The organism is Paraburkholderia sp. J10-1, from assembly GCF_905220165.1.
In the GTDB taxonomy this organism is placed as follows: domain Bacteria; phylum Pseudomonadota; class Gammaproteobacteria; order Burkholderiales; family Burkholderiaceae; genus Paraburkholderia.
This window is the reverse complement of sequence record NZ_CAJMYW010000009.1, coordinates 109,435-126,387: the sequence shown is the minus strand read 5'-3', so window position 1 is coordinate 126,387 and position 16,953 is coordinate 109,435. Positions and strand designations below refer to the sequence as shown.

The following is a 16,953-nucleotide window of genomic DNA, read 5'->3' as shown; positions in this document are numbered from 1 at the left end:
TGCATCAGAGAAACGGGGTTCGCTTCTCCTTGAGGCAGATCAATCGAACCACGCGGGACGATTCATACATTGGAGTCGGTGGCTCGCGGTCGCGGGCCAGTTCTCGGGCGGGGGCGAAAAATGTCGAGCAGCTTGTGCTTTGGCTGGGCGCTTGGTCTGATGCTGTTGATTGCACCGCTTTCGGCCTGTACCACTTACAGCGACACGCACCACGACGAAAATATTGCTTTTCGTCGTTCGGAGACCGAACTGGAAGCGCGACGAGAGCAGAGCGCGATCAAGTGCACCACGCCCGAAGACTGCGCACAGGCCTGGAACCGTACCCAGCGCTTCGTCCAGCGGCACTCCCCTACGCCTATCGAACGTGCGACCGACGAAACGATCGAGACACGCATGCCGCATGAATTCGGCATTGCCTACTTCTGGGCGGTGCGGCAGATGGCGGAGGACGGGACCACGACAATCAGGCTCAAGGGTTTGTGCCGCGGCATGTACAGCACCGACAACGGCCCCGGATGGCTCTACGCGCGCTGCGCCGAACAGCTTGAGCAGGCGCAGCTCGAATTCGTGCGCGACGTGAGTGGCGTCAGATGAAGCGAATGGGGATGTTTGCTAGCGAGCAGCACCAGTGAGCGCCGAGTGAATGTCCAGCGGCAAGCGAAGCTCCGCCGAAATCGTGACGCCCGTGCCAGGGTGGCTTTCAACCGTCAGCAAGCCGCCGAGCTGCAAAATACGTTCGCGCATGCCCATGAGCCCGAATGCATCAGGACGCGCCGCCGCGAGCGGGTCGAAGCCGACGCCGTCGTCGCTGACGCGAAGCCTGCAATCTTTCGCGTCGTTCTGAAGCTCGATCGTCACACGATGCGCGTGAGCATGGCGCGCGACATTCGTCAGCGCTTCTTGAACGACGCGAAAGAGGGCCGTTGCCGCGAATTCGCCAAGGTCAGGCTCCGAGATATCCAGTTGACACTGGATTGTCACGCCGTAGCGGTTCTGAAAGTCCTCTGCCAACCATTCCAGCGCGGCCTGCAGCCCGAGATCGTCGAGCATGGCGGGGCGCAGGTCGGCGGCAATACGCCGGACCGCTACAGCAAGCGCGTCGACTTGCGTGCCGATCTGTGCGATGGCCTCCAGTTCACCGTGCATTTGCGTCGGCGATGCACCGGCGAGCGCAGTCCCATGTAGGGTGAGCGCCATCTTCAGTGCCGCGATCCGCTGTCCGAGATCGTCGTGCAGTTCGCGGGCGATGCGCTTCTGCTCATTCTCGCGCGCCTGCTGGGTGAGCGCCGACGCCGCATGAGCGCGCTCGAGTTCTTCGAGCCTGCGCCGCTCGGTCATGTCCCGCGTAATCTTGGCGAAACCGACAAGCGCATCCTGGTCGTCGTGCACAGCGGTGATGACGACGTTCGCCCAGAAGCGGCTACCGTCCTTGCGTACCCGCCAGCCCTCGTCCTCGATGCGCCCGTAAAGCGCCGCAGCCTCCAGCAGGCGCGAGGGCTTGCCTGAGGCGATATCGTCCGGTGTGTAGAACACGGAGAAGTGCCGGCCGACTATTTCGTCCGACGAATAACCTTTGATGCGTTGCGCGCCCGGATTCCAGCTCGCAACGCGTCCGCCTGGGTCGAGCATGAAAATGGCGTAGTCGCGTACAGCGTCGATCAGGAGACGATACCGGTCGACGATTGCTATATCGCTCTCGTTGCGTGCAAGCCAGGACTTGGGCTCTGCCGTTTGCATGTAGCGCTCCGGAAGATTGGCCGAATCTCCAGGTATCGTGCGCATCCTGGTGTGCCAGGCGTGTCACGCCGATAGGCCGCATGGTAAGGCAAATTGCTTGCTGTAGCCTGACAGACCGCAAGCCGCGGGTTTCCCGCGGTCTTGTACGTGTTGATGCTTACGCCACTACCTCGCTTAGCGGCCGGCGCGGTGACGGTGCATCGGGTGTTCCGTGGCCGATGCGCAGCAGAAGCTGCGGACAAGCGGCTTTCGGCATGCCGAGCAGCGCACTTAGCTGCGCGCGGAGGTCGGCCACCTCGATGGGCTGGTTCAGATAGGACGCGCACAGGCCGTGCGAAGTCAGCACAAGCAGCACCCGCTCGAGCGCCTCGCCAGCGGCGAGCCATGCCTGCGCATCGTCGACGCTCGTCGCGATGCACAGCAACAGGGGCGATCCTGCCGCGAGTTCCCGGTGAGTCGCGGCCACCCCGCCACCCACGTCGAATGTGCGTATCGCGGAGGCGACGAGCGGTGTTGCGAAGTCGAGCAGGGAACCCAGTCCGGCCGCGTAGGCCGGCATGCCGTCGCCAGTGTGGCGCGGATGGATCCATTTCGCGAGTTCGCGGCGAAACCTGGGATCGGCGAACTGCCGCTGGTCGGCTTCGGCGACGAGATCGGCGATTGCCTCGCGCGTTCTGGCTTCGGTTGCGCAGGCAACTTCGACACCCTCTGCGCGGGCCGCTTCGACCAGTTCGTGTTCGACGGCTGCTGCGACCGGCGCCGGAGAAAACGGTTGACGTGTGGTGACCCGCAGCGAAATTGCACCGACGAGCGGAGCCAGTTCCGCGCCGACGGGCCGCTCACGAAGCAGGCGCACATCGGCGAGCAGGTCGGGATCGAGGCTCGTTGGAAAGAGCGTGATCGCATAGCCAATGCCTAAGCTCGCGAGCGCCACGCGCAGATTGAAGAGCGCCGCGCCGCAACTGATGATCAGCTCCCGATCGAACGGATCGACAACGGGCAGCGCCCGCAGACGGTCGGCGCACAACAGGATCCGGTCGTGGCTGGGGACGAATCGCCACGGCTGGCTGTTGTGGCTCGAGGGAGCGAGCGTGGCGTGGCGCACGGCGTAACGCAACGCGTAGTCGTCGAGCTTGTCGAGAGGCGTGGCGCTGGCGGCAGGGTCGTGTGGATGGTCGAGCATGGTGAATTCCCGCCTCTTTAAAAGTGCTGCGCGCCAGATGGATTCAATGGGACATGAGGACCGGAACCGTCATCGCTTCCAGCAGTGTGCGCGTCACGCCGCCGAGAACACTTTCATGAACCCGGGAATGCGCATAAGCGCCTGCCACGATCAGGTCAGCGTGCAGGTCGCTGGCGCGGCTGAGCAGCGTCGCTCCGGTCAGGACCCCGGGATCCTTCGCGCTTTCGTGAAACGACGCCTGCACGCCGTGCAGATCGAGCCATGCGGCTGCCTCGATGGCTTCATTTTCGGCGCGCGCGCGCTGCGCGCCACGGTGCGAGGAGACGACTTCGATCGAGACGGACTGGGCACGCTGCAATAATGGAAACGCGTCGGATACGGCGCGCGCCGCCTCACGGCTGCCGTCCCAGGCGACCAGAATGTTCTGCGCGAATTCCGTGAAGGCGCCGGAATGGGGAACCACGACGGCCGGTCGTCCGGCGGTCATCAACAGATCCGCGACGAAGCCGCTCGTGCTTTGAGCGACCCAAGCCGCGGCTTCTGGCTGCCCGAGCACGAGCAGGTCGGCATGGCGAGCGTGCAGTGTCGCGATCGCGGCGTCGCAAGGCTGCGGCGCGCGCCACTCGGCAGTGCGGCCCGCACACTCCGCAGCGAGGAGAAAGCGTTCATGCGTTCGCGCAAGGCGCGCCTCCGGCGTTGGCGCAGCTTCGGAGGTTTCCCGGTGCGGATGCGACACGTACAGTCCGGTCAGATGCGCATCGAAGCGTTCCGCCAGGTCGAGCGCGAGCGCAAGGCGCACCGCGCACCGTTCCGAGTCGTCCAGATGAACGAGCAGGCTCTTGTAGCACATGGCGATTTTCCTTGAACCTGAGCGAATGCGCCGGGCAACGCAGGCGCACGATACGCTCAATGCGACATCAAAACCGGGATCGGCATTGACCCGAGCACGGTCTGCGTGACGCCGCCGAGCACGAGCTCCTTCCAGCGCGCGTGACCGTATGCCCCCATCACGAGCAGGTCGCTGCCGACTTTGCCCACGCGCGAGAGAAGGGCATCGGGAATCGACACCGTGGGGGGCGTGTGCAAATGGGTAACTTCCACGTCAATGCCGTGGCGCGCGAGGACGAGTGCAATGTCGGCGCCCGGTAGGCGGCCTTCCCGTTGGGCGTTAAGGGTAACGACCGTCGTATGGGCGGCCAGCCGCATGAAGGGCAGCGCGTCGTACAGCGCGCGTGTGGCCGATTGACCTGCGTCCCACGCAACGACGATCCGTTCGCCCACAGTGGGAAACGTCCCGACATAGGGCACCCATAGCGCCGGCCGTCCCGCTGCCAGCGTCACCTGGATCTGCAGGCGGCTTCTGGGTGATGCGTCAGGATCGTTTGGATCGCTTTGGCCCACCACGATGAGATCCGCAAACGGTGAGAGGGCGAGCAACTCATGCTGGGCGTGATGCGTGGCAGTACGCCAGGTGCCTTTGAGGTTCGCCTGCGAGAGTCCGTTGAGGAACTGATGTTCGAGCGCTCGGCGCTTGTCTTCCCGGGTCCGGAAGCGATACCCCGAATCGAGTGTGATCGACCATGCGCTTTCATGGTCAATCGTGACTGGTGCGAATAGCGCATTGACGTGGGCGCCGTGCTGCCGCGCAACAAGCAATGCAAGATCGATGCATGCGCTCGCGCGCTCGCTGCCGTCCAGATGAACAAGGATGCTGCGGTACTCCATGATCGGCGCTCCACGATTGAGAAAACCGCGAACCAGAGTGGCGTGGGATCAGTCTAGGTTCGGCCAGGGAGTCGCAATTGATTTGAGTCAACCCCTCGCGGATCCGGATGGCTTCCGCTGCGTAGGCCTCCGATTGATGCATATCAATCGCGAGCGACTGCGCTTTTTTATAGTGGAGCGACATCTCGATCGTGCCGATCCGCGGCCGATCACCCATCTGCGAGGAGAAGCATGATGCGCAAGGACCGGATTGCGTTTGTGAGCGGTGGAATGGGAGGGCTTGGCGCCGCCATCAGCCGGAAACTGTACGACGCTGGCATGACCGTGATCGTTTCCCATTCGGAGCAGAACGATCATGTGGTGACATGGCTGCACGGCGAACGCGAAGCGGGCCGCACATTTCATGCATTCGGGCTCGATGTTGCCAGCTACGACTCATGCGAGGAGGGCGCGCGAAAGGTGATCGCGGAGTTCGGCGGCGTCGATGTGCTCGTCAACAACGCGGGCATTACCCGCGACGCGAGCTTCATGAAACTTTCCAAGCCCGAGTGGGACGCCGTGATGCACACGGATCTCGACAGCATGTTCAATCTGACGAAGCCTTTCCTGCCAGGCATGTACGAACGGCGGTTTGGCCGCATCGTGAACATCGGCTCGGTGAACGGTTCGCGGGGGGCATTCGGGCAGACGAACTACGCGGCCGCAAAGGCGGGCATCCATGGTTTTACGATGTCGCTCGCGCTCGAAGTTGCGAAACGCGGTATTACCGTCAATACGGTGTCGCCAGGCTATCTCGCTACCGCCATGGTGGAAGCGGTGCCTCAGGACGTCATGGATACGCGCATCCTGCCGCAGATTCCCGTCGGGCGCCTTGGCCGGCCGGAGGAGGTGGCGTCGCTGGTTGCGTACCTGTGCTCAGACGACGGCGCATTCGTAACAGGCGCAAATTTTGCCGTTAATGGCGGCATGCACATGGAGTAGGGCACGTGCGATTTGCGCGCCAGGGATCACGAGGTGGCAGGCTATGCGCGCTGAACTCAGGGCGCGCCGGCTGCCACAAGGGCGTCGCGCAGCGCGGCAGCGAAGCGCTGGAACGCATGCAGCGAGCCCGCCACGCTTTGATACTTCTCGCGGCCTATCTGAGTCGAGCGTGACGAGCAAGCCGGCGGTACGGGCGAGCGCGAGCAAGGTTTCGGGATCGTCGGTGGCGCTGGCGTTCGGGCGCGTTGCGGCGATCGGCGTGCGGATTTCGACGGTGGACATGTCAACACTCCTGGCAACGGATGGAGTCAAGCGGCTGCGGTGGTACGTCTCCAGTATGTAACGCCGCCGGACGCGTTCCAATGAGCGGCCGCTGAAACTGGCGTAAGCAATTTACTTGGTGTGTAGGCACACGCCTACGAAGGGGGCGAGGTGGTTGAGATCGTGACACTTACGCTGAACCCTGCCGTCGACGTATCGACGGCAGTGGAGCGGGTCGTCGATACGCACAAGCTGCGTTGCGACGCCGCGCGCCGTTATCCGGGAGGCGGCGGTCTCAATGTCGCCCGCGTGATCCAGCGGCTCGACGGCCGCGAGACGAACTGTCTCGCGCTGTACCTGGCGGGGGGCACTTCGGGGAGTCTGCTCGAACAGATGCTCACGGCGGAGCGTGTCCCCGGTCGACGGCTGCGCATCGCAGGCGAGACGCGCGAAAACTTTTCCGTCACGGAACGCTCGACGGGCCACGAATTCCGTTTCGTCCTCCCAGGGCCGCAAGTCAGCGTCGATGAGTGGTCGGCGACGTTAGCCGTTCTCGATGCGCTTACGCCCGCGCCGCGCTATCTCGTGCTGAGCGGCAGCCTGCCGCCAGGACTGCCCCCAAGGCATATGCCGACCTGACCCGCTGGGCGAACCTGCGCGGCACCCGCGTGGTGCTCGATACCTCAGGGTTGCCGCTCGCGCTCGCACTCGACGCGGGCGTCTATCTCGTGAAGCCCAGCCTTGGCGAACTGGCGGCTCTGGCGGAGCAACCGCTCGCCGATGAGGCCGCATGGCTGTCCGCTGCGCGGCAACTCGTCGATAGCGGTCGCGCGCAGATCGTTGCGTTGACGCTGGGGGAACGCGGCGCGCTGCTCGTCACGTCAGACGAAACGATTCGCGTGCCAGCGCTGACCGTGACCGTATCAAGCGCAACCGGCGCTGGCGACAGCTTCCTCGCGGGGCTGCTGATCGCGCTGCGCCGCGGCGACACCCTGCGGGACGCCGCACGTCTCGCACAGGCGGCGGCCTCCGCGACCTTGCTATCGAGCGGCACGGCGCTGTGCGACGCGCAAGAGGTGGAGCGGCTCTACGTCAGCACGCAGGAGGTGGTGTGACGCGGCAACAGTGAAGCCCGTGTGCCCGCCGCGACCTGATGCCCTCGGCTGGGCCGCGGGCACGCTTGCTTCAATGTGACATCAGCACCGGAACAGTCGCCGATTCGAGCAGGGCGCGCGTCACCCCGCCAAGCCATTGCTCTTTCCACTGCGGATGACTGTAGGCACCCGCAACGACGAAGTCGCAGCCGCTCGAAGCAACCCAGGAAAGCAGGGCGTCACCGGCTGTTTCGTCGGTATCGCTGATCACCTCCGCAAAATCGACGTTGACCGCGTGCCTTGCCAGCATGAGGTCGATCTCCCTGCCTTGGGCACCCAGCGCCGCGAGCCGTTGTGTATCGCCAGTGCGGATGCGCAGTACCGTCACACGTCCTGCGCCCACCAGAAACGGCATGGCGTCGTGCACGGCGCGGGCAGCTTCGCGACTGCCGTCCCACGCGATAGCGATCGATTTACCTGCTGGCCGCAGGGCTCCGGCATAAGGCAAAACCAGCACAGGCCTGCCGGAAGTCAGCACCAAGGCTTCCAGAAAGCACTTGCGCAACGCCCGTGAATCGTCATTGGGGCCCGCCTGACCGGCGATCAGCAGGTCGGCGTGACGGCTGCGCCGGATCATGGGCTGTTCGGCATAGTCGTCGAATGCGATCCATTCGCCGCCCAGGCCGTCGCCGCGCAGCGCATGACGAAAGGCCTCCTCAGCCGCGTCTCGCTGGCCACGCCGCGCGTCGCACCAGGCGTCGTAATAGTGAGCGCCGCCGGCGATTGAAAAATATTCCCGGGCCTCAGGCAGGAATGTCGTGTAAAGCCCGATGAGAAGCGCGTCGAATTGCCTGGCCAGTTCGAGCGAAAAGCCCAGCCGCGCCTGAGCGCGATCGCTGGAGTCGAGGTAGGTGAGTACGGTTTTGTACGACATGGCAGCGTCTCCTCCGGGGGATCGAAACCGGCTAGCGCTTCTATTAGTCCTCCCGGCGTGCTTCGTTCATTTGACGCACGTCAACAGGATTCGAACGGCGTGCCCGAGCATCGGCTCACGGCCACAATCGCAGTCGGTGTGGCATGGTCAGTCATCCTCTTCAACCCAGGGCCGCTCAATCATGGCTAAACGGTTCGTCATGCCGGGTATCCTGCGCCTCGCGTTCAAGCTGCTCGTCAACGACAGTGCCAAATTCACGGCGCTCCTGATCGGCATTACGTTCGCCGTGTTCCTGATCGTCGAGATGATGTCGGCCGGGCGGTGGCCCCACCACCTTCTCGGCGGCTGGAGCGTCACAGACCCTGCACGCTGAGGTAAGCGTTCGCGACGAGTGGTGGACGCAGTTCGGCAGCCCTGCCATCGACGACGTAGTAGACGACGCGCTGACCGACAACGCAACGCTTGCGCAGGCGCAAGCCTCGTTGTGCCGTGCCGACGACCTGCTGTGCGCGGCGTGGTGCGACGAGATCGACGCGACGCAAGAGATGATCGGCCTCGTACGCGAGCAGGTGCGCATCGCCGACGAACGCGCGCGCGCCGGAACGGCCGCCTATGCGGCGGTGCTCACGCTGCAGGACGAGCAGGCCACGCTGGAGGCCACGCTGGAGGCCACATCGCCGTTGCTGGAACAAATGCGCGCTCAGGCAGGCGACCTGCTGGCCTCGCTCACAGGCGCACTCCCTGCCCAATGGGCCGCGCCTGGGCTCTCCTTGCGGGATGTCACTCTCCCAGCGGAGCTGCCGCAAACCGTGCCGTCGCAACTCGTGCGCCAGCGGCCCGACGTGATGCAGGCAGAGGCGCTCCTTCATGCGGCGAGCGCGCAGATCGGCGTGGCGACGGCGGCGATGTTGCCGAACATGACGCTTTCTGCCGAGGGCGGCCTCTCGGGTGCGTCCCCCGCATCGATTGCGCAGCGCTTGGGACAGTCATGGAGTCTTGCGGCCGATGTGGCCGCGCCGCTCTTTCAGGGCGGGACGCTATGGTATGGCCGCAAGGCCGCCGAAGAGGCTTACGCGGCTTCACGCGCGCAATATCGCCAAACCGTGCTTTCGGCCTTCGCGCAGGTCGCGGATGTGCTCGACGCGCAATCGCGCGCGCTCGCAGCGGCACAGGAAGCGCTGCGGTTGCTGCGAGCCGACTATCGGGCGGGGACCGTGGATTACCTGCAGATTCTCATTGCCGATGGCCAGTTGCACTAGGCGCAGATCGCCTGGCTGGAAGCTGCGGCACAGCGACTGCAGGACACAGTGGCGCTGTATGCGGCATTGGTCGGAGGCTGGGGCGACGTAGCGGGCAACGGCGAGGGCGTGGCGGGAGCGCGTTGACGATTGCGAATGGGACGTACTGCGATGTCCACATTCATTGATGCAAGTCAAGCGCAAAACGCTGACTGATTCGAAGATGGAGCCACGCCATCCCGATCCGCAGCGAGACGACCTGAAAGGAGCCCGACATGTACGAAAAAATACTGGTGGCTTACGACGCCAGCGAAACATCGAAGCGGGCGCTTGCGGAGGCGGTGAAGCTTGCGGGCTTAACGGGCGCGCAACTGCATATTGTGCACGCGCTCGATATCGTGGCGCCCATGGGCGTGGGCATGGGGCTGACCTACGTGCCCGCTGACACGATAGCAGCGTATCGCGAGGATGCCATGAAGCAGCTCGAGGAGGCCCGCACCGAAGCGCAGGCGGCTGGCGCGCGCTGCGACACGGAACTGCTCCATGTTGAGGACATGAACGACAGCGTGGCGGAATGTCTGCAGCGCTGCGCATCGGAACACGGTGTGCAACTGGTCGTGCTCGGTACCCATGGCAGGCGCGGTATCAAACGCGCATTGCTCGGCAGTGTGGCAGAGCGATTCGTGCGTTCGGCACAGTGTCCGGTGCTGCTCGTTCGCGAGCCGTCTCAGTAATCGGGGATGGTGAACCCACCTGGAGCGGGTTGTGCACGGAGAAGAAGTTCGACCCTTGCAGCATCATGCTGTTATCGCAACGGACCGCCTTACGATACCGATCTTGGGGTGAGTGCCAACGATTCAATCGACCCCCATTGAATTTTTGCGCCGTTGCGGCAACCGCGGCACCGCTCCGAATCACATCACACCCGTTCAGCGTGCAGCGTCCGACGCCACTTGCAGCCTGGGGAGTTCGCCCCAGCCTAGCGAAGCGTAGACGATTCCCCCTGCCAGTTCGGCCAGTTCCGTAAACCGCTGCAGCGTTACACCCGCCACGATGTGAATGGGCGGCCCGCAGAGATAGCTCTCGGTGCGCAGCCACGGCGCCGCTTTCGTGTTGATCGCCTGTACGCTGTAAGCGTGAGCATGCTCCCCGGTTTCCGGTTCCAGCAGCGGCGCGTCGAAGGCGACCTTGAGGATCTGTTCGGGCGTATCGGAGTAGGGCAGACCGGCCTCGCGCGTGTACGGCGCGCGTTCCCAGCGATCGCCCCATTGCTGGTCAAGTGGGATGCGCGTGAACCACGCCCAGGGCGTGCGGACGTAACAAAGCCGATAAACGCGTTGGACAGCGCTCAAATCGACGGGTGCCATCATCGTTGTTCCCTTTCCGGTTTAGTCGCTTCGCTTCAGTCCAGTCTGCGGCTCAGTTCGCCACGGGCTCGCCGACTGTCTGCGCGAGGAGCGGCACTTCATCCTCGTTCAGGCGCAACGCATCGGCGAGCAGCCTCGTATTGATCCAGCCGCGCACTACGGTGGCGAGCCCCGTGGATGCGCAGTAGAGGGAAACATTCTGGCAGATCGCTCCAGCCGCAACGCCGGCAAACAGTTCGCGCTGCTGTGGCGGCGTATCGAGTACCTGCGAGCCACGGAGCACGTAAACGAGGTCGAGCGGTGCCTTGCTCACGAAGTCCTGATAGCCGGTCATGTTGCGCGCGTCCGCACGATGCTTGAGCACGAGATGATGAAGCGTGGGCTCGTACCGATACACGCCTTGGGGGAGCGCGGCATAAATGTCGATTTCGTGATAGCCGTGCGCCGACGGCGCAGTATGGCCTCCGGTCTCGGGACGGTTGATACCGTTTGCGGCCCATAGCAGTTCGCCGAGCGTCTGGATCGACATGGGTGCGTTCGCATAGGCGCGTGTGCTTTTGCGGTGGGCGAGAACCGTCATCAGAGGGGCGCCGCCGTCGAGGTGAGGGCGCGGAAGGCTGATGAACTCCTGCGCCTCGCCGCTCGCGGGGGCGGGCGGCAGCAACGGCGCGGGTTCGTATTCGATGCGTTGAAGCTCGGTCATGGTGTGCTCCAGTCGTTCAGGTTCACGCGGGGCGTACAGCGGCGAGGTCATCGGCATTCGCGCGGGCCGGCGCGCCGGTCGGCAGCACGCTGCGGCCGTGGGTTTCGTTAATGATCTCCGCCGCGGAAAGGTAGAACGCGACGAGTGCTGTAAAGAGCCCGGCATAACCCCCTGTGTGATGGATCAGGAGCGAGCCTGTCCATTCGCTCGCGGCCAGCAGGAAGAACGTGATCCACAGCGCGAGGAAGAGGAGTTGCAGGACCCGAGAGGCGCGCCAGGTGGCAATCCACATGTAAAGGGTGAATACACCCCAGAGCAGCAGATACCAGCCGACAAAAGCCGGCACGACGTGCTCGTGCAGGTACATGAGATACAGCGCCAGCGACCACCAGAACGCGCCATAGGCGATGAAGGCCGTGGCGCCGAACGTATTGCCGCGCGGAATCTCGATCAGGCCCGCTATGGCCTGCGCGCTGCCGCCGAACGCCAGGGCGCAGGCAAGCACGAGACCAAGCGCTTCGCCGCCAAACCATCCGGCATTGATCATGCTGAGCAGCCACGTCGTGAGGGCGAACCCGGCAAGGCCGAGCGCAGCGGGGTTGGGTGCGGAAGTTTTCATGATGAGTGTCTCCTGTTTACGCAGCCTTGCCGAACTGGGCAATGACGCCGGGGTTTTCGACGGTTGAAGTGTCCTGCTCGATGGCTTCGCCCTTCGCGACGGAGCGCAGCAGGCGGCGAACGATCTTGCCGGAGCGCGTTTTCGGCATGGCGTCGCCGAAGCGGATTTCCCGCGGCTTGGCAATCGGGCCGATTTCGTGGCCGATCCAGGCGCGTAAGGTATCGGCAACGCGCTGCGCCTCTTCCTCAACCGGACGCGGGCCCTTGAGCACAACGAAGGCGACGATCGCTTCGCCCGTGGTCGCGTCGGGACGCCCTACCACGGCAGCCTCCGAGACAAGCGGGTGCGCAGCCAGCGCGGACTCGATTTCCATGGTGCCCATACGGTGACCGGAGACGTTGAGCACGTCGTCCACGCGGCCCGTGATCGTGAAATAGCCGGTTTGCGTGTCGCGTATTGCGCCGTCACCGGCGAGATAGAGCTTGCCGCCCAGTTCTTCCGGGAAGTAGCCGGCACGATAGCGTGCGGGGTTACCCCAGATCGTGCGCAGCATCGAGGGCCAGGGCCGCTTGATGACAAGCAGGCCGCCTTGGCCGTTTGGCACATCGTGTCCCGATTCGTCGACGATAGCCGCCTCGATGCCAGGCAGTGGCAGGGTACACGAGCCGGCTACCAGCGGCGTGACGCCAGGGAGCGGCGCGATCATGTGGCCGCCGGTCTCGGTTTGCCAGAACGTATCCAGAACGGGGCAGCGGCCCGCGCCCACATTTTGCGCGAACCAGCGCCACGCCTCCGGATTGATTGGTTCGCCCACAGTGCCGAGCAGGCGCAGTGTGCTGAGGTCGTAGCGAGAAGGATGCACGTCAGGTTCGGCGTCCGCCGCCTTGATGAGCGAGCGGATGGCGGTGGGCGCCGTGTAGAAAATCGAGACCTTGTGGCGCTCGATCATCTGCCAGAAGCGGCCGGCGTCAGGCCATGTCGGCACGCCTTCGAAGATTACCTGTGTGGCGCCTGCCGCGGTTGGGCCGTAGCAGATATAGCTATGGCCCGTAATCCAGCCGATGTCTGCCGTGCACCAGAACACGTCGGACGCCCGGATATCGAAAGTCCACTTCATCGTGAGTGCTGCCCACAGCAGATAGCCGCCCGTGCTGTGCTGCACGCCTTTGGGTGTGCCCGTGGAGCCCGAGGTGTAGAGAATGAAAAGCGGATGCTCAGCGTCGACCCATTCGGGCTCGCATTCGGCTGACTGCGCCTGCTCCAGTTCATGCAGCCAGACGTCGCGCTGCGTGTTCCACGGAATCGGGCCTCCCGTGCGGCGATACACGATCACAGTGTGCACGTTTGCAGCGCCTCCCATCTCGAGCGCCTCGTCCGCGATCGTCTTGAGCGGCAAATGGCGACCGCCGCGCACCTGCTCGTCGGCGGTGATGAGCACACACGCGCCGACGTCGGCCATGCGTTCATGCAGGGACTTGGCGGAGAAACCACCGAACACGACAGAATGCGGCGCGCCAATGCGAGCGCACGCCTGCATCGCAACCACGCCTTCGATCGACATGGGCAGGTAGATCATCACGCGGTCGCCGCGCCGCACGCCGCGCGCACGCAGCGCGTTTGCGACGCGGCATACGCGCGCGTGCAATCCGGCATAGGTGAGCGTCGTGACCTTGCCATCGTCCGCCTCGAAAATCAGTGCGGTGCGCTCGCCAGAACCGTTCGCGAGATGGCGGTCCAGGCAGTTGTACGAGGCATTGAGCAGACCGTCGTCGAACCACTTGAAGAACGGCGCGTTCGACGCATCGAGTGTGCGTGTGAACGGGCGTTTCCAGTCGAGGTGCTCGCGCGCGAGACGTGCCCAGAACGAGTCGGGGTCGCGCTGAGCTTCATCGACGAGCGCGCGATACGCCGACATGCCGTCGATGGTGGCGCCCTTCAGCAAGGGAATAGGGGTCGGCGCGATGCCGTCGAGCGTCGGGTCGGATTGGGACATGGTCTCCTCGCATGCGTAATTCAGGGGCAAGCACGGCACGCCTCTGCGTGTCGTGAGGCTTCAGTCTCGCCGTCCTGTCCCGGCGGGCGATTGACTCAGATCAAGCAGAGTTTGGTTCGAACCAAGGGAGGCGCGTTTGCGCTTTGGATTCGAAATCAATTGACGGAGATCAGGCGACGCCGGGGCAGCCTGCGTATGTTGATAAATGGTGCTTGATTCGAAAGAGCATTTAGACCGTGCACCAGGGAGACCGTCAAATGTCAAAGCCCACCTATGGAACGATTCTTCTGGCAGTCGACGGTAGCGGCTCTGCGCGCCGCGCCACACAGGAGGCTCTCGCTCTCGCGGTGCTCGCTCATGCGCGCGTGCATGCTGTCTACGTCGTGCACAAATGGGGACTTGCACCTTACTCCGGCTATTACGACCCCGAAGCGCTCGGCAGGGTACTCAACGAGGACGGTCGCCTCGCGCTCGACGAGGTCCGGCGGGCAATGAACGCGCAGGAAGTCCGGCTCTCCGTCGAGATCTGCGAGACGCTTGGGAAATCCGACTCGATTGCAGAATGCCTGCAGCGTTGCGCGAAAACTCAGGAAGCTGATCTCATCGTAATGGGTACCCATGGCAGGCATGGAGTGAGTAGGGCGGTGCTGGGCAGCGTCGCAGAGGGTGTGCTTCGATTTTCATCCTGTCCGGTGCTGGTTGTGCACGGTTAGCGCAAGGGTCCCCACTGTTCGCGCGACTCGAAGGCTGCGTACATCCAGGAAGGCGCTGACGTAGTTGCGAGACTCCTTTCGCCGAGATGAGGATACTGTCGCTCAGACAACGTGCGGCATTGATGTGTGGAGGCTGTGAATGCAAGCAATGGTTTTCGACGGCGAGAATCCGCGGCTGCGCGAAGCCGATTTGTTGGACCCGGTGCCCGGCGCCGGCGAACTGCTGATCGATGTCCGTGCGTGCGGCGTGTGTCGCACCGACCTGCATGTCGTCGACGGCGATCTCGAGCACCCGAAAAAGCCCGTCATTCCCGGCCACGAGATCGTCGGCACGGTCGCGGCGCTCGGAGCCGGCGCGGCGGGTTTCGCGCTGGGCGACCGCGTGGGCGTGCCGTGGCTCGGCCATACCTGCGGCCACTGCCGCTTCTGCGCCGAAGGGCGCGAGAACCTCTGCGACGCGCCCGGCTTCACGGGCTACACAATCGACGGCGGCTATGCCACGCGCACCGTCGCCGACGCCCGCTACTGCTTCCATCTGCCGCGCCAGTACAGCGATGTCGAAGCCGCGCCGCTGCTCTGCGCGGGACTCATCGGCTATCGCTCGCTCGCGATGGCAGGCGATGCGCGGCGCATCGGCATTTACGGCTTTGGCGCGGCGGCGCATATCGTCGCGCAGGTCGCGCGTCACCAGGGGCGCACGGTCTACGCGTTCACGCGTCCCGGCGATACCGCGGCGCAGCAGTTCGCGCGGAGGCTCGGCGCGGCCTGGGCCGGCGGCAGCGACGAGCGCGCGCCCGAGGAACTCGACGCGGCGCTGCTGTTCGCGCCGGTCGGCGCGCTCGTGCCCGCCGCGCTGCGCTCGCTGACAAGGGGCGGCACAGTCGTGTGCGGCGGCATCCACATGAGCGACATTCCCTCGTTTCCTTACGCATGGCTATGGGAGGAGCGGCGCATTGTCTCGGTGGCGAATCTCACGCGCGAGGACGGCGCGACTTTCATGGCGATTGCCGCGCGCCACAAGCTCGAAATCGAGACCACGCCGTACCCGCTCGCGCGCGCGAACGAGGCACTGGCCGATTTGCGTGAAGGGCGGCTGAGCGGCGCTGCAGTATTGACAATGACGTGATACCCGCCTCGCCTGAACCGCTGGAGCGTCGCGCTCCCGACAACGGGCTCAGTGCGCGGCAAGACGTTGACACATTGCCGGCGTCGTCCGCGCGGGCGGAAACACGCACCACGAGCCGTCGTTGTGGCGGAAGAAGACTATTGTGAGTGTGCCACTCGAGGTGCGGCCTTCGATCCGCACGAAGCGGCTACGAGTGGCCAGCAAGCGACCCACTTGTGCCACGCGCGCAGGCGCTGAAAAAGTGGGAGCCAGCCACTTGTCCACGAGTGATCGAAGGGTAATTTCGCTGCCGTTCATCGCTTTCTCCCGATTCCGATCGCACTGCGCCGAAGGGGGCGCGCGTCGAGTACATGAAACCATTATTGTTTGCGTTCTGGGGAGGCGAAATCAGTGCGGGCTGAAAGTGTCGTAGTCGTATGTGCGATGTTGTAGGGATTTGCCTACATGCCGCGCTGACGTATTGGTCCGCTTCGATTGATGCACATCAAGAGTCAGCGTGCTCCCGCGCCGAGAATTCAATTGCATGCAATGCCGTGCCCTGACGGCCGGAGACAGGAGACATCAGATGCGTTCGATATTGTTGGGTGCGCCCGGCGCGGGCAAGGGTACTCAGGCTCGCTTCATCGGCGAAAAATTTGGGGTACCTCAGATTTCCACCGGAGACATGCTGCGGGCGGCAGTGAAGGCCGGCACGCCTTGCGGTGTCCAGGCGAAGCGCTACATGGATTCGGGCGAACTCGTGCCCGATGAACTCATCATCAATTTAGTCAAGGAACGCCTGCGCGAGCCCGATTGCAAGAACGGCTATCTGTTCGATGGATTTCCGCGCACGCTGCCGCAAGCCGAGGCGATGAAGCAGGCCGGCGTCACGATCGATCACGTCCTCGAACTCGACGTGCCGTTCGATCAGATCATCGTCCGTATGAGCGGCCGCCGCTTCCATCCGGCATCGGGCCGCACGTATCACGTGAAGTTCAATCCGCCGAAGGTCGAAGGAAAGGATGACTTGACGGGAGAACCGTTGATCCAGCGAGATGACGACACGGAAGAAACGGTCAGGAAGCGCCTCCAGGTCTACGTCGCGCAGACCAGGCCGTTGATCGACTACTACACCGAATGGATGCGGCGCGGCGCCGAGCATGGCCTGACAGCGCCGCAATACCGGCGCGTCTCGGGCCTCGGCAGCGTCGAGGAAATCCGTGCACGCGTACTCGACGCATTGGAGTAAGCCCGCGCGTGCTGGCGAGACCGCAGGCTCTCGTCAGTCACGCGGCCAGTT

The 16,953-nt window shown here is 64.0% G+C and carries 16 protein-coding genes and 2 pseudogenes; 9 read left to right on the top strand and 9 right to left on the bottom strand.

Going from position 1 to position 16,953, the window contains the following annotated elements; translation table 11 throughout:
• The first annotated feature begins 120 nt into the window (after positions 1–120).
• On the top strand, positions 121–594 hold the full coding sequence (locus tag U5A65_RS25855) for a hypothetical protein (RefSeq protein WP_321948146.1): 474 nt from the start codon (positions 121–123) through the stop codon (positions 592–594).
• An 18-nt stretch (positions 595–612) separates the two neighbouring features.
• Here U5A65_RS25855 and U5A65_RS25850 read toward each other — a convergent pair whose 3' ends face one another.
• From U5A65_RS25850 to U5A65_RS25835, 4 genes are all read right to left on the bottom strand, one after another.
• Positions 613–1,737, bottom strand: coding sequence for a PAS domain-containing sensor histidine kinase (locus U5A65_RS25850; protein ID WP_321948144.1), 1,125 nt, complete (start codon positions 1,735–1,737; stop codon positions 613–615).
• Positions 1,738–1,894: 157 nt separating this feature from the next.
• Positions 1,895–2,920 (bottom strand): Acg family FMN-binding oxidoreductase, encoded by a 1,026-nt coding sequence (locus U5A65_RS25845; RefSeq protein ID WP_321948142.1) that lies wholly within the window; start codon positions 2,918–2,920, stop codon positions 1,895–1,897.
• Between the two features lie 43 nt (positions 2,921–2,963).
• A complete protein-coding gene (locus U5A65_RS25840) occupies positions 2,964–3,770 on the bottom strand; it encodes a universal stress protein (RefSeq protein WP_321948140.1) in 807 nt (268 codons plus the stop codon).
• A gap of 56 nt (positions 3,771–3,826) precedes the next feature.
• Positions 3,827–4,645, bottom strand: a complete 819-nt coding sequence (locus U5A65_RS25835; RefSeq protein ID WP_321948138.1) for a universal stress protein — start codon at positions 4,643–4,645, stop codon at positions 3,827–3,829.
• 234 nt (positions 4,646–4,879) lie between these two features.
• Between U5A65_RS25835 and U5A65_RS25830 the strand changes: the two genes are divergently transcribed.
• Both U5A65_RS25830 and U5A65_RS25825 read left to right on the top strand, forming a co-directional pair.
• Positions 4,880–5,626 carry a beta-ketoacyl-ACP reductase gene (locus U5A65_RS25830; RefSeq protein ID WP_321948468.1) on the top strand — a complete coding sequence of 249 codons (747 nt, stop codon included), beginning with the start codon at positions 4,880–4,882 and terminating at the stop codon, positions 5,624–5,626.
• A gap of 432 nt (positions 5,627–6,058) precedes the next feature.
• A pseudogene (locus U5A65_RS25825) lies at positions 6,059–7,002 on the top strand (1-phosphofructokinase family hexose kinase).
• A gap of 70 nt (positions 7,003–7,072) precedes the next feature.
• On the opposite strand, the gene U5A65_RS25820 reads toward U5A65_RS25825, so the two are convergent.
• Complete coding sequence (locus U5A65_RS25820) at positions 7,073–7,915, bottom strand: universal stress protein (RefSeq protein ID WP_321948136.1); 843 nt, start codon at positions 7,913–7,915, stop codon at positions 7,073–7,075.
• A gap of 199 nt (positions 7,916–8,114) precedes the next feature.
• Between U5A65_RS25820 and U5A65_RS25815 the strand changes: the two are divergent.
• The 3 genes and pseudogenes from U5A65_RS25815 to U5A65_RS25805 form a co-directional block, all read left to right on the top strand.
• A pseudogene (locus tag U5A65_RS25815) lies at positions 8,115–8,228 on the top strand (ABC transporter permease); the annotation flags it as partial.
• A 169-nt stretch (positions 8,229–8,397) separates the two neighbouring features.
• Positions 8,398–9,174, top strand: a complete 777-nt coding sequence (locus tag U5A65_RS25810; protein ID WP_321948135.1) for a TolC family protein — start codon at positions 8,398–8,400, stop codon at positions 9,172–9,174.
• A 254-nt stretch (positions 9,175–9,428) separates the two neighbouring features.
• Positions 9,429–9,887, top strand: a complete 459-nt coding sequence (locus U5A65_RS25805; RefSeq protein WP_321948133.1) for a universal stress protein — start codon at positions 9,429–9,431, stop codon at positions 9,885–9,887.
• 195 nt (positions 9,888–10,082) lie between these two features.
• On the opposite strand, the gene U5A65_RS25800 is transcribed toward U5A65_RS25805, so the two are convergent.
• The 4 genes from U5A65_RS25800 to acs are packed head-to-tail and all read right to left on the bottom strand — an operon-like array spanning position 10,083 to position 13,835.
• Positions 10,083–10,523, bottom strand: coding sequence for a hypothetical protein (locus U5A65_RS25800; RefSeq protein ID WP_321948131.1), 441 nt, complete (start codon positions 10,521–10,523; stop codon positions 10,083–10,085).
• Between the two features lie 49 nt (positions 10,524–10,572).
• Entirely contained in the window at positions 10,573–11,223 is a 651-nt protein-coding gene (locus U5A65_RS25795; RefSeq protein WP_321948129.1) for a nitroreductase family protein, read from the bottom strand.
• Between the two features lie 22 nt (positions 11,224–11,245).
• A complete protein-coding gene (locus U5A65_RS25790) occupies positions 11,246–11,842 on the bottom strand; it encodes an acetate uptake transporter (RefSeq protein ID WP_321948127.1) in 597 nt (198 codons plus the stop codon).
• 16 nt (positions 11,843–11,858) lie between these two features.
• Positions 11,859–13,835 (bottom strand): acetate--CoA ligase, encoded by a 1,977-nt coding sequence (gene acs, locus U5A65_RS25785; RefSeq protein WP_321948126.1) that lies wholly within the window; start codon positions 13,833–13,835, stop codon positions 11,859–11,861.
• 257 nt (positions 13,836–14,092) lie between these two features.
• Between acs and U5A65_RS25780 the strand changes: the two genes are divergently transcribed.
• The 3 genes from U5A65_RS25780 to adk all read left to right on the top strand — a co-directional run bounded on the left by U5A65_RS25780 (position 14,093) and on the right by adk (position 16,902).
• Positions 14,093–14,548 (top strand): universal stress protein, encoded by a 456-nt coding sequence (locus U5A65_RS25780; RefSeq protein WP_321948125.1) that lies wholly within the window; start codon positions 14,093–14,095, stop codon positions 14,546–14,548.
• A 139-nt stretch (positions 14,549–14,687) separates the two neighbouring features.
• A complete protein-coding gene (locus U5A65_RS25775; protein ID WP_321948124.1) occupies positions 14,688–15,674 on the top strand; it encodes a zinc-dependent alcohol dehydrogenase family protein in 987 nt (328 codons plus the stop codon).
• A 565-nt stretch (positions 15,675–16,239) separates the two neighbouring features.
• Positions 16,240–16,902, top strand: coding sequence for an adenylate kinase (gene adk / locus U5A65_RS25770; RefSeq protein WP_321948122.1), 663 nt, complete (start codon positions 16,240–16,242; stop codon positions 16,900–16,902).
• The last annotated feature ends 51 nt before the right edge of the window (positions 16,903–16,953 follow it).